Genomic DNA, 18,523 nt, shown 5'->3' with positions numbered 1-18,523 from the left:
CGATGAAACTGAAGCTCCTGTCCGGGCTCGTAGCGGCCCTTTTTGCCGCTGCCCCGGTGTTTGCATTTGAACCGTTCGTCGTCAAGGACATCCGCGTCGAAGGCATCCAGCGCACCGAAGCCGGTACCGTCTTCAACTACCTGCCGGTGCGTGTCGGCGAAACCTTCACGGAAGCACAGGCGGCAGAGGCGATTCGCGGCCTGTTTGCCACCGGGTTCTTCAAGGACGTGCGCATCGAAGCCGAGGGCGATGTCCTCGTGGTGCTGGTCGAGGAGCGTCCCGCGATCGCGCAGATCGACTTCGTCGGCGTCAAGGAGTTCGACAAGGACGCGCTGAAGAAGGGCCTGAAGGATGTTGGTCTCGCCGAGTCGCGGATCTTCGACCGCGCGCTGCTCGAGCGTGCCGAACAGGAACTCAAGCGCCAGTACCTGAGCCGCGGCAAGTACGCCGCCGTGATCGAGACGACCGTGACGCCGCTGGAGCGTAACCGCGTCGGCATCAACTTCAAGGTCGATGAGGGCGATGTCGCGAAGATCCGCCAGATCAGCATCATCGGCAACAAGGCCTTCAAGGAGTCGGAGCTGCTGGACCTTTTCCAGCTCACGACGCCGGGCTGGCTGACGTGGTATACGAAGAACGACCAGTATTCGCGCCAGAAGCTGTCGGCCGACCTCGAAACCCTGCGTTCGCACTACCTGAACCGCGGCTACCTCGATTTCAACATCGACTCGACGCAGGTATCCATCACCCCGGACAAGAAGGACATCTACATCACCCTGAGCATCACCGAGGGCGAGCGCTACTCGGTGTCCGCAGTGCGCTTCGCGGGTGACCTGGTGCTGCCCGAGGAAGAGTACAAGAAGCTCGTCGCGATCAAGCCGGGCGAGATCTTCTCGCGCGAGAAGCTGACCGAGACGACCAAGGCGGTGGCCGACCGACTGGGCAATGAAGGCTACGCGTTCGCGAACGTGAACGCGGCGCCGGAAGTCGACAAGGAGAAGCGCGAGGTCGCGTTCACGATCTTTGTCGACCCCGGTCGTCGAGTGTATGTACGCCGCATCAACGTCGGCGGCAACACCAAGACCCGCGACGAGGTCATCCGCCGCGAGATGCGCCAGATGGAAGGCGCGTGGTACGACGCCGCACAGATCAACCGGTCGCGCACGCGGGTCGATCGCCTGGGGCACTTCGAGGAGGTCAACGTCGAGACCCCCGCCGTGGCGGGCACGACCGACCAGGTCGACGTGAACTTCAACGTCAAGGAGCGCGCGACCGGCAACCTCTCGCTGGGTGCCGGCTTTTCGAGTTCGGAGAAGGTCGTGCTGTCGGCGTCGGTGTCTCAGCAGAACCTGTTCGGCTCGGGCAATGCGCTGACCCTCGCGCTCAACACCAGCAAGTCGAGCCGTACCTATGCGCTGTCCTTCACCGACCCGTACTACACGATCGACGGCGTGAGTCTGGGTTGGGATCTCTACCACCGCACCTACGACCCGTCGAACACGCTGTCGGTCGCACCCTACAAGACCGTGTCGACCGGCGCCGGCGTGCGCATGGGCTATCCGATCGGCGAGGATGACTCGATCAACTTCGGTCTTGCGGTGGACCGCACGAAAATCACGACCTTCGCGGACAGCCCGATCCAGTACATCGATTTCTGCAAGGAACAGGGTTGCAGCGACGATAGCGGCGTCGGTAACGTCACCGTCAACAGCCTGCTCGCGTCGGCCGGTTGGGCACGTGACACGCGCGACAGCGTGATCTATCCGCGCAAGGGCAATTTCCAGCGCGTGTTCGGCGAAGTCGCGGTGCCGCCGGGGGAGCTCAGGTACGCCAAGCTCAACTACCAGTACCAGCACTGGTTCCCGTTCGGTCGCGACTATGCGCTGATGCTCAACACCGATCTGGGTTGGGCCAAGGGCTATAGCGGCGAGACACTGCCGTTCTACAAGAATTTCTATGCCGGCGGTATCGGCTCGGTGCGCGGCTTCGAACAGAGTTCGATCGGCCCGAAGGACAATCGCGCGATTCTGAATCCCGATGGCAGCGTATTGCGTTCGGCGACCGGCGATTCGCTCGGCGGAAACCGCCGCTTGATCGGCAACGCGGAGTTCTATTTCCCGCTACCGGGCTCAGGCATGGACCGCTCTTTCCGCATGTCGGCCTTCATCGACGCGGGTACCGTGTGGGCATCCGGGGACAAGGCGAATCTGGCCGACCTGCGCTACAGTACCGGCTTGGCCTTCTCGTGGAGTTCGCCGATTGGTCCGCTGAAGTTCAGCCTCGGCATCCCGCTCAAGAAGGAAAAGGATGACGATCTGCAGAAATTCCAGTTCCAGCTGGGCTCGGTGTTCTGACCGACACGCCCCCTGATATCCGTTGGAGAGATAAGTGAAAGCAACGACTTTGTCCGTTCTCGCCGCTGCCGTTCTGAGCATTGCGGCTCCGACGGCATTCGCCGAGTCGAAGATCGGGTTCGTGAATTCCGATCGCGTCATGCGCGAGGCGGCACCGGCAGTGCGTGCCCAGCAGCGTCTCGAGAAGGAGTTCGAGAAGCGTGACCAGGAGCTCCAGCGCCTCGGGAAGGAACTGCAGGCGACCCAGGAAGACCTCGAGCGCAATGGCGTGACGATGGCCGAAGCGGATCGCCGCACCAAGGAACGCACGTTCAACGACCTGAACCGCGACTTCCAGCGCAAGCAGCGCGAGTTCCGCGAGGATCTCAACCAGCGCCGCAACGAGGAGCTCGCGTCGGTCCTCGATCGCGCCAACCGCGCCGTCAAGCAGATCGCCGAAGCCGAGAAGTACGACGTGATCCTTCAGGAAGCCGTTTACGCCAGCCCGCGGATTGACATCACCGACAAGGTGATCAAGGCGCTGGCCGATACCAAGTAAGGCGGACGTCGGGCCACATGTTCAGGCTGGAAGAGCTGGTCGCCCGCCTGGGCGGCGAACTGGTGGGCGATCCGGCCACGGTCGTGCGGCGTGTTGCGACACTGGATCAGGCCGGCGAGGGCGATCTCGCATTCCTCGCGAATCCCAAGTATCAGTCGCGTCTGAGCGCCTGTCGGGCCTCGGCGGTCATCGTCGCACCGGCTGCGCGATCGCTCAGCGACCGGCCGCTGATCGTCACCAAGGATCCGTACGCCTATTTCGCACGCGTCGCGCAACTGTTCAATCCGCCCGAGGCGTTTGCTCCGGGTGTGCATGCGATGGCGAGCGTCGCGTGCCCCGTTCCGGCCTCGGTGTCGGTGGGGGCCGGGGCCTCGATCGAGGCCGACGTGACCCTGGGCGAAGGCGTGGTGGTGGGCCCGGGGTGCCGTGTCGGCAGGGGGGCGAGCATCGGCGCACGCACGCGCCTGCATGCCAACGTCTCGATTTATTCCGGCTGCGTGCTCGGAGCCGACTGCATCGTGCATTCGGGCGCGGTAATCGGATCCGACGGTTTCGGTTTTGCGCGCGAACGCGACGGCAGCTGGATCAAGATTCCGCAGGTCGGACGTGTCGTAATCGGTGACGACGTGGAGATCGGCGCGAACACGACGATCGACCGCGGCGCGCTCGACGACACCGTGATCGGCAATGGCGTGAAGCTCGACAATCAGATCCAGATCGGCCACAACGTGCGCGTCGGCGACTACACGGCGATCGCGGGCTGCGTAGGGGTGGCGGGCAGCACGACCATCGGGGCTCGCTGCATGATCGGCGGCCAGGCCGGGATCATCGGTCACCTCAACATCGCGGACGACGTCGTCGTGTCCGCAGGTACATTGGTCACGAAGTCGATCGCCAAGCCCGGCGTCTATACCGCCAACCTCCCGGTGCAGGGCCACGCCGACTGGGTCAAAAACTTTGCGCATCTGCGCCATCTCGACGCGCTCGTGGATAGAATACGCGCCCTCGAACAACGCCTCGAAGAACACAAGCCTGAGTGAGCTCCATGGACATCAACGAAATTCTCCAATACCTGCCGCATCGCTACCCGTTCCTGCTCGTGGACCGGGTGCTGGAGCTCGAGGAAGGCAAGCGCATCCTGGCGCTGAAGAACGTCACGATGAACGAGCCCTTCTTCCCGGGGCATTTCCCGCATCATCCGGTGATGCCGGGCGTGCTGATCGTCGAGGCGATGGCCCAGGCCGCTGCGCTGTTGTCGTTCAAGACGATGGGCATCAAGCCGGACGAGAATTCGGTGGTGTATTTCGCGGGCATCGACAACGTGCGCTTCAAGCGCCCCGTCGTGCCCGGGGACCAGCTCCAGTTCGACGTCGAGATCACGCAGGGCAAGCGCAACATCTACAAGTACAAGGGCGTTGCGCGCGTTGGCGGCGAGATCGCAGCCGAAGCCGAACTGATGTGCGCGCTCAAGACCCTGTCATGATTCACGCGAGCGCCATTGTCCACCCCCGTGCCAGGCTCGGGGAAAACGTCTCGATCGGCCCGTACTCGATCATCGGCGAGCACGTCGAGATCGGCGACAACACTCGCATCGGCCCGCACGTCGTGGTCGAGGGGCGCACGAAGATCGGCCGCGACAATGAGATCTTCCAGTTCTGCTCGATCGGCGCCGCGCCGCAGGACAAGAAATACGACGAGGAGCCGACGCGGCTCGAGATCGGCGATCGCAATACGATCCGCGAATTCTGCTCGTTCAACGTCGGCACCAGCCAGGATGCGGGGGTCACGCGCATCGGCAGCGACAACTGGATCATGGCCTACGTGCACGTGGCGCACGACTGCCATGTCGGCGACCACACGATTTTCGCGAACAATGCGACGCTCGCGGGACACGTGCATGTCGGCGACTGGGCGATTCTCGGCGGCTTCACGGGCGTGCATCAGTTCGTGCGCGTCGGCGCGCACAGCTTCTGCGGTGTCGGCACCGTGCTGCTGCAGGACCTGCCGCCGTATGTGACGGTCGCGGGCAACCCCGCCAAGCCGCACGGCATCAACAGCGAAGGGCTGCGCCGGCGCGGCTATTCGGCCGACGGCATCGCCGCGATCAAGCGCGCCTACCGTGCGCTGTACCGCGCTGGTCTGAGCCTCGACGATGCGCGTGCGCGCGTCGGCGAGATCGCCGCCGAGCATGCGGAGGTCGCAGCCTTCGCCGACTTCATCTCTGCGTCGGGGCGCGGTATCGTCCGCTGACGCCATGGCAATCCGCATTGCGATGGTGGCGGGCGAGGCTTCGGGAGACCTGCTCGCGAGTCACCTGATCCGGGCGATCCGGCACAAGATCCCCGATGCGGAATTCTTCGGCATCGGCGGGCCGAAGATGCAGGCCGAGGGCTTCGATGCGCGCTGGCCGTGCGAGTTGCTCGCGGTGCATGGCTATGTCGATGCGCTGAAGCGCTATCGCGAACTCTCGGGGATACGCAGGACGCTGCTGAAGCAGGTGAAGGCCGAGCGGCCCGACGCCTTCATCGGTGTCGACGCACCCGACTTCAACCTCTGGCTGGAGGGGAAGGTCCGCGCCGCGGGCATGCCGGCGATCCATTTCGTCAGTCCGTCGATCTGGGCATGGCGCGGCGGGCGGATCAAGGGCATCGCGCGTTCGGTGTCGCACATGCTGTGCCTCTTCCCGTTCGAGCCGGCGCTGTACGAGCGGGCAGGTGTTCCGGTCAGCTATGTCGGCCATCCGCTGGCGGACGCGTTCCCGCTGCATCCGGATCGCGCGCAGGCGCGCGAACTCCTGGGCTTGCCGGCCGAGGGGCGGGTGATTGCCCTGCTGCCAGGCAGCCGGCAGTCCGAGGTGCGGAATCTGGCACCGACCTATATCCAAACGGCGAAGATCCTGCTTGAACGCCACCCGGAGCTGTCCTTCGTCGTTCCGCTGGCGACGCGCGAGACGCGCGAGCTGTTCGCCGCGGCGCTGTGCAGCGCGCAGGCAGGGGAGCTGCCGATCCGCATGCTGTTCGGGCATTCGGTGGAGGCGATGACGGCGGCCGACGTAGTGCTCGTCGCGAGCGGCACGGCGAGCCTCGAAGCGGCGCTGCTGAAGCGGCCAATGGTCATCAGCTACCGCATCGGCAAGTGGCAGTACCGGCTGATGAAGCGCATGGCCTATCTGCCGTGGGTGGGCCTGCCGAACATCCTGTGCAACGAGACCGTGGTGCCCGAGCTGTTGCAGGACGATGCGACGCCGGTGGCGCTGGCGGACGCGCTCGAACGCTGGCTCGGCGATCCCGACGGCTGTGCTCAGCTCGCCGAGCGTTTCGACGCGCTGCACCGGCAACTCCGCCAGAACACCGCCGAGAAGGCGGCGGCGGCGATCCTTCCCTACCTCAACAGGACGCCAGAATGGAATCCGTCCCGGCAACCGGCCTGATCTGCGGCGTCGATGAGGCGGGGCGCGGGCCGCTCGCCGGGTCGGTGGTTGCGGCGGCGGTGATCCTTGATCCGGCGCGGCCGATCGAGGGGCTCAACGATTCGAAGAAGCTCAGCGAACGTGCGCGCGATCGATTGGCGCCGGTGATCCGCGAGCGGGCGCTGGCCTGGGCGGTGGCGGAGGCGACGGTGGATGAGATCGATCGGCTCAACATCCTGCATGCGACGATGCTCGCGATGCAGCGGGCCGTCGCAGCGCTGGGGCGGGCGCCCGATCTGGTGCGCGTCGACGGCAACCGTTGCCCGAAGTTGAATGTTCCGTGCGAGGCGGTGGTGAAGGGCGATGCGACGGTGCCGGCGATCGCAGCCGCCTCGATCCTTGCCAAGACCGTGCGCGACGCGCAGATGCTGGAGCTGGATGCGGCCTTCCCGCAGTATGGCTTCGCGGCCCACAAGGGCTATCCGACCGCGGCGCATCTGGCTGCCTTGCGGCAGCACGGGGTGATCGGCTGCTATCGGCGCAGTTTCGGTCCCGTGCGGGCGCTGATCGACAATCCCGAACTCTGGCCTGCGGGGACCTTGCTGTGACACTTCGACATCTGGTGCTCTTCCTCCATCTGGCCAGCGTGATCGTGTGGGTGGGTGGCATGGCCTTCGCGTACCTGTGCCTGCGGCCGGCTGCGACCGCGCTGCCGCCGTCGCAGCGCCTGCCCTTGTGGGTGGGCGTGTTCGAGCGCTTCTTCCCGATGGTGTGGGGGGCGATCGTGCTGCTCCCGGTGACCGGTATCGGCAGGCTGATCGAGGTCGGGTTCGGCAATGCGCCACGCGCCTGGCACGCGATGATGCTGACGGGGCTGGTGATGATTGCGGTGTTCCTGTCCATCTGGTTCGGCCCATGGCGGCGCCTGCGCGCGGCCGTGGCGTGCGAGGAATGGGCGGCGGGCGCGGTGGCGCTCAACCAGATCCGGCAACGGGTCGGGTTCAACATCGTGCTCGGCGCGGTGACGGTGGCGATCGCGACCTTGGGGCTGGGCGTCTGAGACGCGCGGTTTTTCGGTGCCGGCTTGAAAGCGATCTCCTCCCGTGACAACGCCAATGTGAAGCGCCTGCACGCGCTCGCGACCTCGGCGCGCGAGCGCCGCAGCAGTGGATCGACCTTGCTGGATGGCGCCCATCTGGTTCAGGCGGCGCTCGATGCGGGCTGGCCCCTGCGCGAGATCGCGGTGAGCGAGCAGGGGCTGCAACGGCCCGAGATCGGCGCGATCATCGCACGCTGTGGTGCTCTGCCAGCGCTGCAGCTCACCGATCCGTTGTTCGCGCATGTGAGCCCGGTGGATTCACCGTCGGGCATCCTTGCGGTGATCGACATTCCCCATGCGCGGATGCCGAAGGGGCTGCGGGAATCGGTGCTCGTCCTCGATGGCGTGCAGGACGCGGGAAATCTCGGCACGATTCTCAGAACGGCTGCGGCTGCGGGGCTGAAGGAGGTCCTGCTTACGCCCGGCTGTGCGCAGGCGTGGTCGCCGCGCGTGCTGCGCGCCGGGATGGGAGGGCACTTCTGCCTGAACATTCATGAGCATGTGCAGGTCGGCGAGGCGCTGCGCGGCTATCCGGGGCAGATCCTCGCGACGGGGCTCGGTGCGGGGGCGCGGGAGCTCTACGACTGCGACCTGCGCGGGCCGGTCGCGTGGCTGTTCGGGGCGGAAGGGCAGGGACTGTCTGATGAGGTTGCGGCGCTGGCGAACGGACTGGTCGTGATTCCGATGCCGGGGGCGGTGGAGTCGCTGAATGTCGGGGCGGCGGCTGCGATCTGTCTGTTCGAGCAGGTGCGCCAGCGGCGTGCGGACGGGCGCGCGTAGTCGGGTACTGCGGCGCGGTATCAGTCCGGCAGGCGCAGTGCGTCGCTCGCCTTCGCTGGATCGCCATCCGCGAAGTGTGGGACAACTCCCAACAGAGGGGCGGGAATCCTCGCTTTCAGCGCAGCGAGGTTTTCATCGAAACGCAGCATCGCGGGATCGACGCGGTTCGCGATCCAGCCGGCGAGCTGCAGGCCGCGGGCAGCCAGCGCCTCGACCGTCAACAGGGCGTGATTGATGCAGCCCAGGCGCATGCCGACGACGAGGATCACGGGCAGCGCGAAGTCCACGGCGAGGTCAGCGGTGTCGTAGCGTTCGTCGAGCGGGACACGGAAGCCGCCGACACCTTCGACGATGACAACATCGGCACGTACGGCGAGCTCCTCGAAGGCGCGCAGGATGCGTGCGGGTTCGAGCCTGACGCCTTCCTCCGCGGCGGCGATGTGCGGGGCGATGGGGCTCGTCAGGCAATAGGGGTTCAGCAGCTGCAGGCCCGGATCGAAGCTGCCGGCGGCGCGGATGCGGGCGGCGTCTTCGTTCACACGCTCGCCATCGACGAGGTCGGCGCCGGCGGCGATGGGCTTCATCCCGACCGCCTGGTGGCCGGCGGCGCGTGCGGCGTGCAGCAGCGCGCAGGTGACGAAGGTCTTGCCGATTTCGGTGTCGGTGCCGGTGAGGAACCAGGCGCGGCGCTCAGTCATGGTCGGTCTCCTGTTTCCTGAGGGCTAGCAGGATAAGGTCGTAGGTGGCGGGCAGCTGGCCGTCGGGCCGGCGGTGCGTTTCGTAGGCGGCTTCCAGCGTGCGCCATGCGGCGCGGCCGAGGGGTTTGCGGCGCCGTTGTTCGCCGACGCTGTGGGCGCCGATCGCCTTGATGTCGCGCAGGAGGCCGCGCAGGTCGGGCGCCAGGGCGTAGGCGGGCTCCAGGTCGCTGGCGACGGCCGTCAGGCCGGCTTTCTCCGCGGCGGCGATCCAGTAGGCCGGCGGGTGGAAGCGGATCACGTGGCTCGCCTCGTCGACGCGTGCGAAGGCTTCGCGCAGCTCCCACAGCGTGGCCGGGCCGAGGGTGGCGATCCAGGCGACGCCACCGGGGCGCAGTGCATGGGCGATTTGGGCGAGGGAGAGTGCGGGGTCGCACCATTGGAGTGCGAGGCTGGACCAGGCCGCATCCAGGCTGCCGGCGGCGAGGGGCAGTGCTTCCAAATCGGCGCACAGCGGTGAAATCGTTGAGGCGGAGCTGTTCTGGCGCACGCGCGCGAGCATGGCTGGGGCGAAGTCGAGCGCGACGATGTGGGCGTCCGGCTGGGCTCGCGCGATCAGGTCCAGGCCGAAGCCGGTGCCGCAGCCGGCATCGAGGATGCGGGACACGGATCCGGACGGGGGCGTGGTCGCTGCGAGGGTGGCCAGGCGATGGCAGACCTCGCGCTGCACGGCGGCTGCGCGATCGTAGCTGTCGGCGGCGCTGTCGAAGGCCTTGCGTACCTGCTGCTTGTGGCGACGGCGCTCAGTCATCGAGGCTTCCCGCGATGAGTGCGGCGCATTCGTCCGGACGTGACAGGAAGGGGGCGTGGCCGCAGTCGTCGAAGATTGCGAGCCGTGCGTCGGGGAGTTGCTGCGCGAGCCATTCCGCTGCGGCGAGCGGCATCAGTGCATCGCTTGCGCCGTGGATCAGCTGTGCGGGTTGGCGGATCTCCGGGATGAAGGCGCGCAGGTCGGTGTTCGCGAGGACTTCCAGCCCGCTGGAGAGGCTCGGGGCGCGCTCGGGACCGGTGTCGGCGAGGGCGGCCGCGAGTTCTCCCGCAACGGCCCTCCGGCGTGCGTCGCCAAGCGACTGCAGTGCGACGAATTTCTTCTGCGTGCCGGCGGGATCGGTTGCGAAGTTCGCGTTGAAGGCAGCGACGGTTGCCGCGTCGAGGCCGTGTGGCCACGGGCCGTCATCGCTGCGGGCGACGAAGCGGGGCGTGCTGCCGATCAGGATCAGGCGTGCGACCCGTTCGGGATGGCGGCGAGCGAGGTCGAGCGCGATCAGGCCGCCGAGCGACCAGCCGCACAGCGCGGCGCGGTCCGGCAGGGCGGGAAGCAGTGCGTCGCTCCACGCCGCGAGATCGGCGGAGGGCGCCGGGAGCGCGTTGCCGTGACCGGGCAGGGCGGGCGCGAGGGTGACGGCGCGCGACGGAAGGGCTTCGCGCAGGCCGCGCCAGACGCTCGGGGTCAGGCCCCAGCCGTGCAGCAGGACCAGCGGCAGGGCGCTCAAGCGCTGTGCTCCAGGTCGTTCAGCGCGGCGACGAGGCGCTCGACGTCCTGATGGGTGTGCGCGCCGGTGAGCGAGATGCGCAGGCGGGCGCTGCCTTGCGGGACGGTGGGCGGGCGGATCGCCGGGACCCACAGGCCGGCGTCCCACAGCGCGCGGGCGGCGGCGACCGTTTCGGCGTTGTCGCCGATCACAACCGGCTGGATCGGGGTGCGCGAGGGCATCAGTTGCCAGCGCCGCAGTTGCAGTCCGGTGCGGAGATGTTCTATCAGGGTGGCGAGATGCACCCGGCGCGTGTCGCCGTGCTCGATGAGATCCAGGCTCTTCAGCAGGGCCGTCGCGAGGGCGGGCGGCGCGCCGGTCGTGAAGATGTAGGTTCGGGCCTTCTGCATCAGCCATTCGACCACGTCGCCGTGGCCGGCGATGAAGGCGCCGGAGACGCCGGCGGCCTTGCCGAGGGTACCGATATAGACGAGGCGCCACGACGCGAGGCCCGCTTCGCGCAGTGCACCACGGCCGTCCGGGCCGAGGACGCCGAAGCCGTGGGCGTCGTCGACCATCAGCCACGCATCGAAGCGATCGGCCAGCTCCAGCAGTCCGGCGAGCGGTGCGACGTCGCCGTCCATGCTGAACACGGAGTCGGTGACGATGAGCTTGCGCTTCGCAGTGCTAGTGGTGAGCGCGCGTTCGAGTGCGCCGAGGTCGGCGTGCGGGTAGCGGTGCAGGTCGGCACGCGAGAGCAGCGCGCCGTCGACGAGCGAGGCGTGGTTCAGGCGGTCGGCGAAGATCGCGTCGCCGCGGCCGACGAGGGCGGGGATCACGCCGGAATTGGCCATGAAGCCGGTCGACAGGTAGAGCGCGCGCTCGCAGCCGACGAAGGCGGCGAGCCGGCGTTCGAGTTCGTCGTGCACGGTGTAGTGGCCGCTGACCAGATGCGAGGCGCCCGAGCCGCTGCCCCAGCGGTCGGCCCCGGCCTTGAGCGCAGCGGCGAGTTCGGGTTCGGCGGCGAGGCCGAGGTAGTCGTTGCTGCAGAAGGCGAGCATGTCGCGGCCGTCGACGCGCGCGTGTGGGCCGCAGGGGGTGTCGAGGCTGCGGCGCACGCGACGCAGGGACTGGGCATCGAGTTCGGCCAGGTCGGCCTTCAGCGAATCGAGCAACATGGGTATCAGGCGAGGGCTTCGGCGAGCGCGGTGGCGGCCCCGGCGACGAGGTGGGCGACGTGGCCGTCGTCGAGCACGTAGGGCGGCATGAAATACACGGTGTTGCCGATCGGGCGCAGCAGTACGCCGTGTTCGAGCGCGGCCGAGAAGAAGCGGCGCGAGAAGTCCGGGCGCTCGCTTGCGACGTCGAACGCGAGGATCATGCCGCGCTGGCGCAGGTGGCTGACCGCCGGATGATCGCCGAAGCGGGCGCGGACCGCGTCGCCCAGGCGTTGGGCGAGGCCGCGGTTGGCGGCGAGGACGTCGTCCTGTTCGAAGATGTCGAGCGTCGCGAGCGCCGCGCGGCAGGCGAGCGGGTTGCCGGTGTAGGAGTGCGAGTGCAGGAAGCCACGCGTCGTCGCGTCGTCGTAAAAGGCGGCGTAGATGGTGTCGGTCGCGAGCACCAGCGACAGCGGCAGGTAGCCGCCGGAGATGCCTTTCGACAGGCAGATGAAGTCGGGCCAGATGCCGGCCTGCTCGCACGCGAAGAAGGTGCCGGTGCGGCCGCAGCCGACCGCGATCTCGTCGGCGACGAGGTGCACCGCGTAGCGGTCGCACAGCGCGCGGGCGAGGCGCAGGTATTCGGGGTCGTACATGACCATGCCGGAGGCGCCCTGCACGAGCGGTTCGACGATCAGCGCGGCGGTTTCGGCGTGGTGTTCGGCAAGGTGCGCTTCGAGGGCGGCCGCGGCGCGGCGGGCGACGTCGGCCGCCGATTCGCCGGGCTCGGCTAGGCGGGCGTCGGGCGTGGGCACGATGCTGCCGGGGCGCACCAGCGGGGCGTAGGCGTCGCGGAAGATCGCGACGTCGGTGACGGCGAGCGCACCGACCGTCTCGCCGTGGTAGCTGCCGGCGAGGCTGACGAAGCGCGATTTTTCCGGGCGGCCGACATTGCGCCAGTAATGGGCGCTCATCTTCAGCGCGATCTCGGTCGCGGAGGCGCCGTCCGAGGCGTAGAAGGCGTGGCCTAGGCGGTGGCCGGTGAGGGCGGCGAGGCGCTCGGAGAGCTGGACCACCGGTTCATGCGTGAAGCCGGCGAGCATCACGTGTTCGAGGCGCTCGAGCTGGTCGCGCAGGGCGGCGTTGATGCGCGGGTTGCAGTGGCCAAAGAGGTTCACCCACCAGGAGCTGATGCCGTCGAGCAGCCTCCTTCCGTCCGCATCGATCAGCCACGGGCCTTCGCCGCGCACGATGGGCACCAGCGGCAGATTTTCGTGCTGCTTCATCTGCGTGCAGGGGTGCCAGACGGACTTGAGGGAGCGGTCGAGCAGGGATCGGTCGAGCGGGGAGGGGACGTGCATCAGGGCTTCCGGCGGCGTGCAACCGGGAAATGTCGCGCAACCGGGGTTTCCTGTCAAACCCGCTCCGGCACTGCGTGTGCGATTTGCTAACATGTGGCATCCCCAATCCGAAGAAACCTTTCCCATGATTTTCGTGATTTCCCCGGCCAAGGCGCTCGACTATGAAACGCCGCCGGTGACGCAAGTGCATACGCAGCCCGACTACCTCGCGGATGCGGCCGAACTGATCGCGGTGATGCGCGAGAAGTCGCCTGCCGAGGTTTCTGCCCTGATGGATATCTCCGACCAGCTCGCGACGCTCAACGTGGCGCGCTATGAGACCTGGGCGCCGCCGTTCTCGCTCGCGAACGCGAAGCAGGCGGTGCTGGCATTCAACGGCGACGTCTATGACGGGCTCGACGCGACGACGCTGTCGGCAGCAGAGCTCGAATGGGCTCAGGGGCATCTGCGCATCCTGTCGGGCCTGTACGGCCTGCTGCGGCCGCTGGACCTGATGCAGGCCTATCGTCTGGAGATGGGCACGCGGCTCGCGACGGCGCGCGGGAAGAACCTCTATGCCTTCTGGGGCGACAAGCTGACCGTGGCGCTCAACGGCCTGCTCGCGCACGAACGCGAGGCGGGGGCGGTGCCGGTGCTGGTCAATCTGGCGTCCGAGGAGTACTTCAAGTCGGTGATGCCGGCGAAGTTGTCGGCGCCGGTCGTGACGCCGGTGTTCGAGGACTGGAAGGGCGGACGCTACAAGATCATCAGCTTCTACGCGAAGCGTGCGCGCGGCCTGATGTGCCGCTACGCGATCCGCAATCGCGTCGAGGATGTCGAGGGGCTGAAGGGGTTCGATCTGGACGGCTACGTATTCGCGCCGGAGGCGTCGGACAAGGACACGCTGGTGTTCCGCCGGCGCGTCGAGTGAGGGGGCGGACATGAAGATCAGTTCCAGCTTCGACTCCGGTGCAGTCGAGGTGCTGAGCCTCGACAACCCGGAGGACATCCGCCTGCGCCTGCGCGCGGACAATGCGGCGGAGTTTCGCCAGTGGTTCCACTTCCGCGTCCAGGGCGCGGCCGGGCAGAGCCTGCGTATGGTGTTCGAGAATGCCGCGGAGGCGGCGTATCCGGACGGCTGGCCGGAGTACCGCTGCGTCGCGTCCTACGACCGGCGCAACTGGTTCCGCGTCGCGGCGACACGCTACGAGGACGGCCACCTGATCGTCGAGCACGCGCCGGCACACGACAGCGTGTATTACGCGTATTTCGAGCCGTATTCCTACGAGCGCCATCTCGATCTCGTCGGTTGGGCGGAGACTTCTCCCTTCGCCCATGTCGACAGCGTCGGATCGACGGTCGAAGGGCGGGAGCTCGACCGCATCGTCGTCGGGCGGGAATCGCCGGCACACCGGCCGGTGTGGATCCTCGCTCGCCAGCATCCGGGCGAGACGATGGCCGAGTGGTTCATCGAAGGTCTGCTGGAGCGCCTGCTGGATGCGGCGGACCCGGTCGCGCGCCGGATTCGCGAAAAGGCGGTGCTCTACATCGTGCCGAACATGAATCCGGACGGGGCGATCCACGGCAACCTGCGTACGAACGCGGTGGGGCGCAACCTGAACCGCGAATGGCGCACGCCCGATGAGCAGGCGAGCCCGGAGGTCTTCCACGTGCGGAACGCGATGGAGGTGACGGGCTGCGACCTGTTCCTCGACATCCACGGCGACGAGGCGCTGCCCTACGTGTTCTTCTCTACCGCGGAAGAGGTGCCGGGTTTCACCGCCGAGGCGGCAGCGCGGCAGTCACGGATGGTCGCGGCCCTTTCGGCGGCGAGCCCCGATTTTCAGACCGAGCACGGCTACAAGCCGGGGCGTTTCGGCGAGGAGCTGCTGACGCTGGCGAGCAAATGGGTGGCGCACCGCTTCGGCTGCGTTTCGCTGACGCTGGAGATGCCGTTCAAGGACAACGCGAACATGCCCGACGGCCATACGGGGTGGAGCAGTGCGCGCAGCAAGCGGTTGGGGGCGGCGATGCTCAATGCGATCCTCGCGCATCTGGAGGGTGGTTGATACGGAGCGTCGCAGTGTGAGCGGTCATGTGGGAGCGGCTTCAGCCGCGAATCGGGCTATCGCAGACTGCACGGCCCATTCGCGGCTGAAGCCGCTCCCACGGTGTGTGCTACGCGAACAGGTTGAGCAGGCCGTCGAGACCGACGTGGTCGAGGCGGCAGTCCGCCGCCTTGCGCAGCAGCGGTTTGGCACGGAACGCGACGCCGAAGCCCGCTTCGGTGAGCATCGGCAGGTCGTTCGCGCCGTCGCCGGCGGCGATGACCTGTTCCGGGCGCAGGCCGAGGCGTTCGCGGGCGGCGCGCAGGTGGGCAGCCTTGGCTGCGCCATCCACGACCGGGCCGCTGACGCGCCCCGTAAGCTTGCCCTCGACGACTTCGAGCTGGTTGGCGTGGGCTTCGTCGAAGCCGAGGCGGGCCTTGAGGCGTTCGGTGAAATAGGTGAAGCCGCCCGACACGAGCACGGTGTGGATGCCGGCCGACTTGAGGCCGCGCATCAGGCGTTCGGCGCCGGGGTTGAGCTGCAGGCGCTGTTCGTACACTTCCGTCAGCGCGGATTCAGGCAGGCCGGCGAGCAGACTTACGCGGCGCGTGAGCGATTCGGTGAAGTCGATCTCGCCGCGCATCGCGGCCTCGGTGATCGTGGCCACTTCTGCCTTCAGACCCTGCATGTCGGCGATCTCGTCGATGCACTCGATGTTGATCAGGGTCGAGTCCATGTCGGTGACGAAGAGGCCGAAGTCGGCCAGCCGACGCCCGGGCTCGACCCAGGTCCAGTCGAGCGCGGCGGTGGCGCATACCGCTTCGACTTCTCCATGCTCATGCGCGCCGACGAGGCGGAAGGCCTGCGGGTTGATCTGTTCGATGGCGCTGGCGCCGGTGAGCTTTGCGACGGTTTTCAGGGCGACCGAATCGACGTCATCGCCCTGCACGACTAGATTCATTCGGCGCGGCTCCGGCGTTGCAGCGCGTCGCGCAGGACGGCGTGGGCCTTGCGAATCGTCTCGGCGGTGTCGTCCCAGCCGACGCAGGCGTCGGTGACCGAACAGCCGTACTTGAGCTGCGACAGGTCGGCGGGAATCGGCTGGTTGCCGGCTTCGATGAAGCTCTCGATCATGAGGCCGACGACCGACTGGTTGCCTTCGCGGATCTGGTGGATGACATCCTTCATCACCAGCGGCTGCAATTCGGGCTTCTTCCACGAGTTGGCGTGCGAGCAGTCGACGACGATGTTCTGCGGCAGCTTGGCCTTGGCGAGGGCCTGTTCGGCGAGCGAGATCGACACGGTGTCGTAGTTCGGGCGGCCGCCGCCGCCGCGCAGCACGACGTGGCCGTAGCGGTTGCCGCGCGTGCGCAGGATGGCCGACTGGCCCTGGCCGTTGATGCCGAGGAAACTGTGCGGATGCGAGGCCGAGACGATGGCATTGATCGCGACGTCGAGGTCGCCGTCGGTCGCGTTCTTGAAACCGACCGGGGTCGATAGTCCGGAGGACATCTCGCGGTGGGTCTGCGACTCCGAGGTGCGGGCGCCGATCGCGGTCCAGGAGATGAGGTCGCCGTAGTACTGCGGCGCGATCGGGTCGAGCGCCTCGGTGCCGGCGGGCAGGCCGATCTCGTTCACATCCATGAGGAAGCGACGCGCCTTCTCCATGCCTTCGTCGATGCGGAAGGAGTCGTCCATGTAGGGGTCGTTGATGTAGCCCTTCCAGCCCGTCGAGGTGCGCGGCTTTTCGAAATACACGCGCATGACGATCAGCATGGTCTCGGAGACTTCGTCGGCGAGCGCCTTCAGGCGGCGGGCATAGTCGACGCCGGCGACCGGGTCGTGGATCGAGCACGGACCGACGACGACGAAGATCCGGTTGTCCTTACGGTCCAGGATTTTGTTAAGCGCCCGGCGACCGGCCAGAACCGTCTCGGCGGCTTTCTCGGTCAGCGGGACGCGTGCCTTGATCTCCTCGGGCGAGGGCATGTGATCAAGGGCGACGATGTTGAGGTTGTCCGTATTGGCGACAGGCATGGCGCGCTCCGCAGTGCAGCAAAGAAGACGATTGTAACCCGAAGCGAGGAGGCTTCGCGGGGGCGCGAGTTTGCCGGGTTAATCGCAGAACCGGTGCAGGGCGGGAGGAGCGCAGCGTATTTCGCCAGTCCTGGGGGCGGAAGCGGCCCAGGTGCCGCATGGCGGGATACGCCTTCGGCCCCACCCGCCCTACGGATCTGTGCTTCCAGGCGCTGCGTGAGACAAACTGGCGAAAAGCGCCTCCATGCAATTCCCCTGGGGCGGCCGCCGTGTCAGGCGAGCGCGGCGGGGGCGAGTGCCGTGAGCGCCTGTTTGCGGGCAGTGGCTGCGCCGAGCAGGGCGAAGCCGAGCAGCGTGCCGTCGGGGGCAAGGAACCGTGCTTCGACGCCCGCCTCGCCGTCCGCTGCGGGTTCGATGTGCCAGCGACCTTCGGCATTCGCGGCCGGGGGGCAGACGACGGTCGGGCAGGCAGGGGTCTTGACGACGACGGGCATCGCGGGGTAGGCGAGCGGCGTCGGCTTGCCGGCCAGCGTGGCGGCGAGCGCGCGCGCCTGGTGCATGATCGGCATCACGAAGGGCAGGACCAGGCCTTCGACCTCGGCGCAGTCGCCGAGTGCGTGGATGTGCGCGTCGGACGTGGCGAGCCGGCGGTCGACGCGGACGCCGCGATTCACGGTCAACCCGGCAGCCGCAGCGAGCGCGGTGCGCGGGCGCAGGCCGACGGCGGAGAGCACGAGATCGGCGTCGAGGATGCTGCCGTCGTCGAGGGTGACGCGGTAGGCGTTGCCGTTCCTTTCCACGGTGGTGGCCGAGACCTTCATGCGGAAGCCGACGCCGGCCGCTTCCAGTTGCTGGCGGAACCAGGCGGCCGCGGCTTCGGGTAGCAGGCGGCCGAGCGGCCACGCGGCGATGTCGATGACGGTGGGGGCGATGCCGCGGGCGAGCATGTCGTTGGCGAACTCGCAGCCGATCAGGCCCGCGCCGAGGACGACGATGCGCTTCGCGCCGTCGAGCCGCGCGGCGAAGCGGGAAAAATCGTCGAGGTCGTTCACGGAGAGGATGTCCGCCGCACCGTCGCCGGCGATGGGCAGGCGGATGGGATCCGCGCCGATGGCGAGGACGAGGTCGCGGTAGGCGATGCGTTCGCCGCTGGTCAGCACCGCGACGCGGTTTGCCGTTTCGATGGACGCGATCTCGACGTGGGGGCGAATCGTCGCCAGCACTTCACCGGCCATCTTCTCGGCGGACTTCATGACGAGGCTCTCGGCGGTCTTGTTAGCCGAGAGTGCATTGGAAAGCATCGGTTTGGAGTAGAAGCCGGCCGCGTCACGGCTCAGGATCATCAGCGGCGTGTCGCGGTCGAGCTTGCGGAATTCGCGCGCCAGGTTGTATCCGGCAAGGCCGCTGCCGGCGATGACGATGGGCTGGGTCATGGATGCGGTCTCTCTGCGGGCGTTGTGATTGTTCGGGAGCGCGGAGCGGTTGGGGCCTGCCGCCACCCCTTGCGACGTTGGGGTCGGGGGTGAGTCGGGGC

Annotated in this window: 19 protein-coding genes; 11 read left to right on the top strand and 8 right to left on the bottom strand. The window is 67.5% G+C overall.

Annotation, left to right across the window (positions count from 1 at the left end):
- The first annotated feature begins 2 nt into the window (after nt 1–2).
- From bamA to GO615_RS19040, 9 genes are read left to right on the top strand one after another with little or no spacing between them, the layout of a single operon-like run.
- Entirely contained in the window at nt 3–2,354 is a 2,352-nt protein-coding gene (gene bamA / locus GO615_RS19080) for an outer membrane protein assembly factor BamA (protein WP_169130939.1), read from the top strand.
- A gap of 34 nt (nt 2,355–2,388) precedes the next feature.
- The gene (locus GO615_RS19075) at nt 2,389–2,892 is read left to right on the top strand and encodes an OmpH/Skp family outer membrane protein (RefSeq protein WP_169130937.1); all 504 of its coding nucleotides are present in this window, start codon (nt 2,389–2,391) and stop codon (nt 2,890–2,892) included.
- 17 nt (nt 2,893–2,909) lie between these two features.
- Nucleotides 2,910–3,932, top strand: coding sequence for a UDP-3-O-(3-hydroxymyristoyl)glucosamine N-acyltransferase (lpxD, locus tag GO615_RS19070; RefSeq protein WP_169130935.1), 1,023 nt, complete (start codon nt 2,910–2,912; stop codon nt 3,930–3,932).
- Between the two features lie 5 nt (nt 3,933–3,937).
- A complete protein-coding gene (gene fabZ, locus GO615_RS19065) occupies nt 3,938–4,375 on the top strand; it encodes a 3-hydroxyacyl-ACP dehydratase FabZ (RefSeq protein WP_169130933.1) in 438 nt (145 codons plus the stop codon).
- Complete coding sequence (gene lpxA / locus GO615_RS19060; RefSeq protein ID WP_169130931.1) at nt 4,372–5,142, top strand: acyl-ACP--UDP-N-acetylglucosamine O-acyltransferase; 771 nt, start codon at nt 4,372–4,374, stop codon at nt 5,140–5,142. The genes fabZ and lpxA overlap by 4 nt, the downstream gene beginning before the upstream one ends.
- A 4-nt stretch (nt 5,143–5,146) precedes the next feature.
- Nucleotides 5,147–6,322, top strand: a complete 1,176-nt coding sequence (lpxB, locus tag GO615_RS19055) for a lipid-A-disaccharide synthase (RefSeq protein ID WP_169130929.1) — start codon at nt 5,147–5,149, stop codon at nt 6,320–6,322.
- Nucleotides 6,295–6,909 carry a ribonuclease HII gene (gene rnhB, locus GO615_RS19050; protein ID WP_169130927.1) on the top strand — a complete coding sequence of 205 codons (615 nt, stop codon included), beginning with the start codon at nt 6,295–6,297 and terminating at the stop codon, nt 6,907–6,909. The genes lpxB and rnhB overlap by 28 nt, the downstream gene beginning before the upstream one ends.
- The gene (locus tag GO615_RS19045; protein ID WP_169130925.1) at nt 6,906–7,361 is read left to right on the top strand and encodes a CopD family protein; all 456 of its coding nucleotides are present in this window, start codon (nt 6,906–6,908) and stop codon (nt 7,359–7,361) included. Before rnhB ends, GO615_RS19045 begins: the two co-directional genes overlap by 4 nt.
- A gap of 24 nt (nt 7,362–7,385) precedes the next feature.
- The gene (locus tag GO615_RS19040) at nt 7,386–8,180 is read left to right on the top strand and encodes a TrmH family RNA methyltransferase (protein WP_169130923.1); all 795 of its coding nucleotides are present in this window, start codon (nt 7,386–7,388) and stop codon (nt 8,178–8,180) included.
- A 20-nt stretch (nt 8,181–8,200) separates the two neighbouring features.
- Here the strand turns inward: GO615_RS19040 and bioD are convergent, their stop codons facing one another.
- Genes bioD through bioA form a run of 5 tightly spaced genes read right to left on the bottom strand, consistent with a single transcriptional unit; the run spans nt 8,201 to nt 12,925 of the window.
- The gene (gene bioD, locus GO615_RS19035; protein ID WP_169130921.1) at nt 8,201–8,878 is read right to left on the bottom strand and encodes a dethiobiotin synthase; all 678 of its coding nucleotides are present in this window, start codon (nt 8,876–8,878) and stop codon (nt 8,201–8,203) included.
- Complete coding sequence (locus GO615_RS19030; RefSeq protein ID WP_169130919.1) at nt 8,871–9,686, bottom strand: methyltransferase domain-containing protein; 816 nt, start codon at nt 9,684–9,686, stop codon at nt 8,871–8,873. The genes bioD and GO615_RS19030 overlap by 8 nt, the downstream gene beginning before the upstream one ends.
- Complete coding sequence (locus GO615_RS19025; protein WP_169130917.1) at nt 9,679–10,428, bottom strand: alpha/beta fold hydrolase; 750 nt, start codon at nt 10,426–10,428, stop codon at nt 9,679–9,681. The genes GO615_RS19030 and GO615_RS19025 overlap by 8 nt, the downstream gene beginning before the upstream one ends.
- A complete protein-coding gene (gene bioF / locus GO615_RS19020; protein ID WP_169130915.1) occupies nt 10,425–11,585 on the bottom strand; it encodes an 8-amino-7-oxononanoate synthase in 1,161 nt (386 codons plus the stop codon). The genes GO615_RS19025 and bioF overlap by 4 nt, the downstream gene beginning before the upstream one ends.
- A gap of 5 nt (nt 11,586–11,590) precedes the next feature.
- Nucleotides 11,591–12,925, bottom strand: a complete 1,335-nt coding sequence (bioA, locus tag GO615_RS19015; RefSeq protein WP_169130913.1) for an adenosylmethionine--8-amino-7-oxononanoate transaminase — start codon at nt 12,923–12,925, stop codon at nt 11,591–11,593.
- Nucleotides 12,926–13,049: 124 nt separating this feature from the next.
- Here bioA and yaaA point away from each other — a divergent pair, with 124 nt between their 5' ends.
- A complete protein-coding gene (gene yaaA, locus GO615_RS19010) occupies nt 13,050–13,835 on the top strand; it encodes a peroxide stress protein YaaA (protein WP_169130911.1) in 786 nt (261 codons plus the stop codon).
- A gap of 10 nt (nt 13,836–13,845) precedes the next feature.
- A complete protein-coding gene (locus GO615_RS19005) occupies nt 13,846–14,973 on the top strand; it encodes a M14 family metallopeptidase (RefSeq protein WP_169130909.1) in 1,128 nt (375 codons plus the stop codon).
- Between the two features lie 109 nt (nt 14,974–15,082).
- On the opposite strand, the gene serB is transcribed toward GO615_RS19005, so the two are convergent.
- The 3 genes from serB to GO615_RS18990 all read right to left on the bottom strand — a co-directional run bounded on the left by serB (nt 15,083) and on the right by GO615_RS18990 (nt 18,422).
- Nucleotides 15,083–15,913, bottom strand: coding sequence for a phosphoserine phosphatase SerB (gene serB, locus GO615_RS19000; RefSeq protein WP_169130907.1), 831 nt, complete (start codon nt 15,911–15,913; stop codon nt 15,083–15,085).
- Complete coding sequence (locus GO615_RS18995; protein ID WP_169130905.1) at nt 15,910–16,989, bottom strand: 3-deoxy-7-phosphoheptulonate synthase; 1,080 nt, start codon at nt 16,987–16,989, stop codon at nt 15,910–15,912. Before GO615_RS18995 ends, serB begins: the two co-directional genes overlap by 4 nt.
- 272 nt (nt 16,990–17,261) lie before the next feature.
- Nucleotides 17,262–18,422 (bottom strand): NAD(P)/FAD-dependent oxidoreductase, encoded by a 1,161-nt coding sequence (locus tag GO615_RS18990; protein WP_169130903.1) that lies wholly within the window; start codon nt 18,420–18,422, stop codon nt 17,262–17,264.
- Between the last annotated feature and the right edge of the window lie 101 nt (nt 18,423–18,523).

Source organism: Aromatoleum evansii, assembly GCF_012910805.1.
Lineage (GTDB): Bacteria > Pseudomonadota > Gammaproteobacteria > Burkholderiales > Rhodocyclaceae > Aromatoleum > Aromatoleum evansii.
The sequence above is the reverse complement of the archived record's forward strand: the minus strand, read 5'-3'. Positions and strand labels throughout refer to the sequence as shown.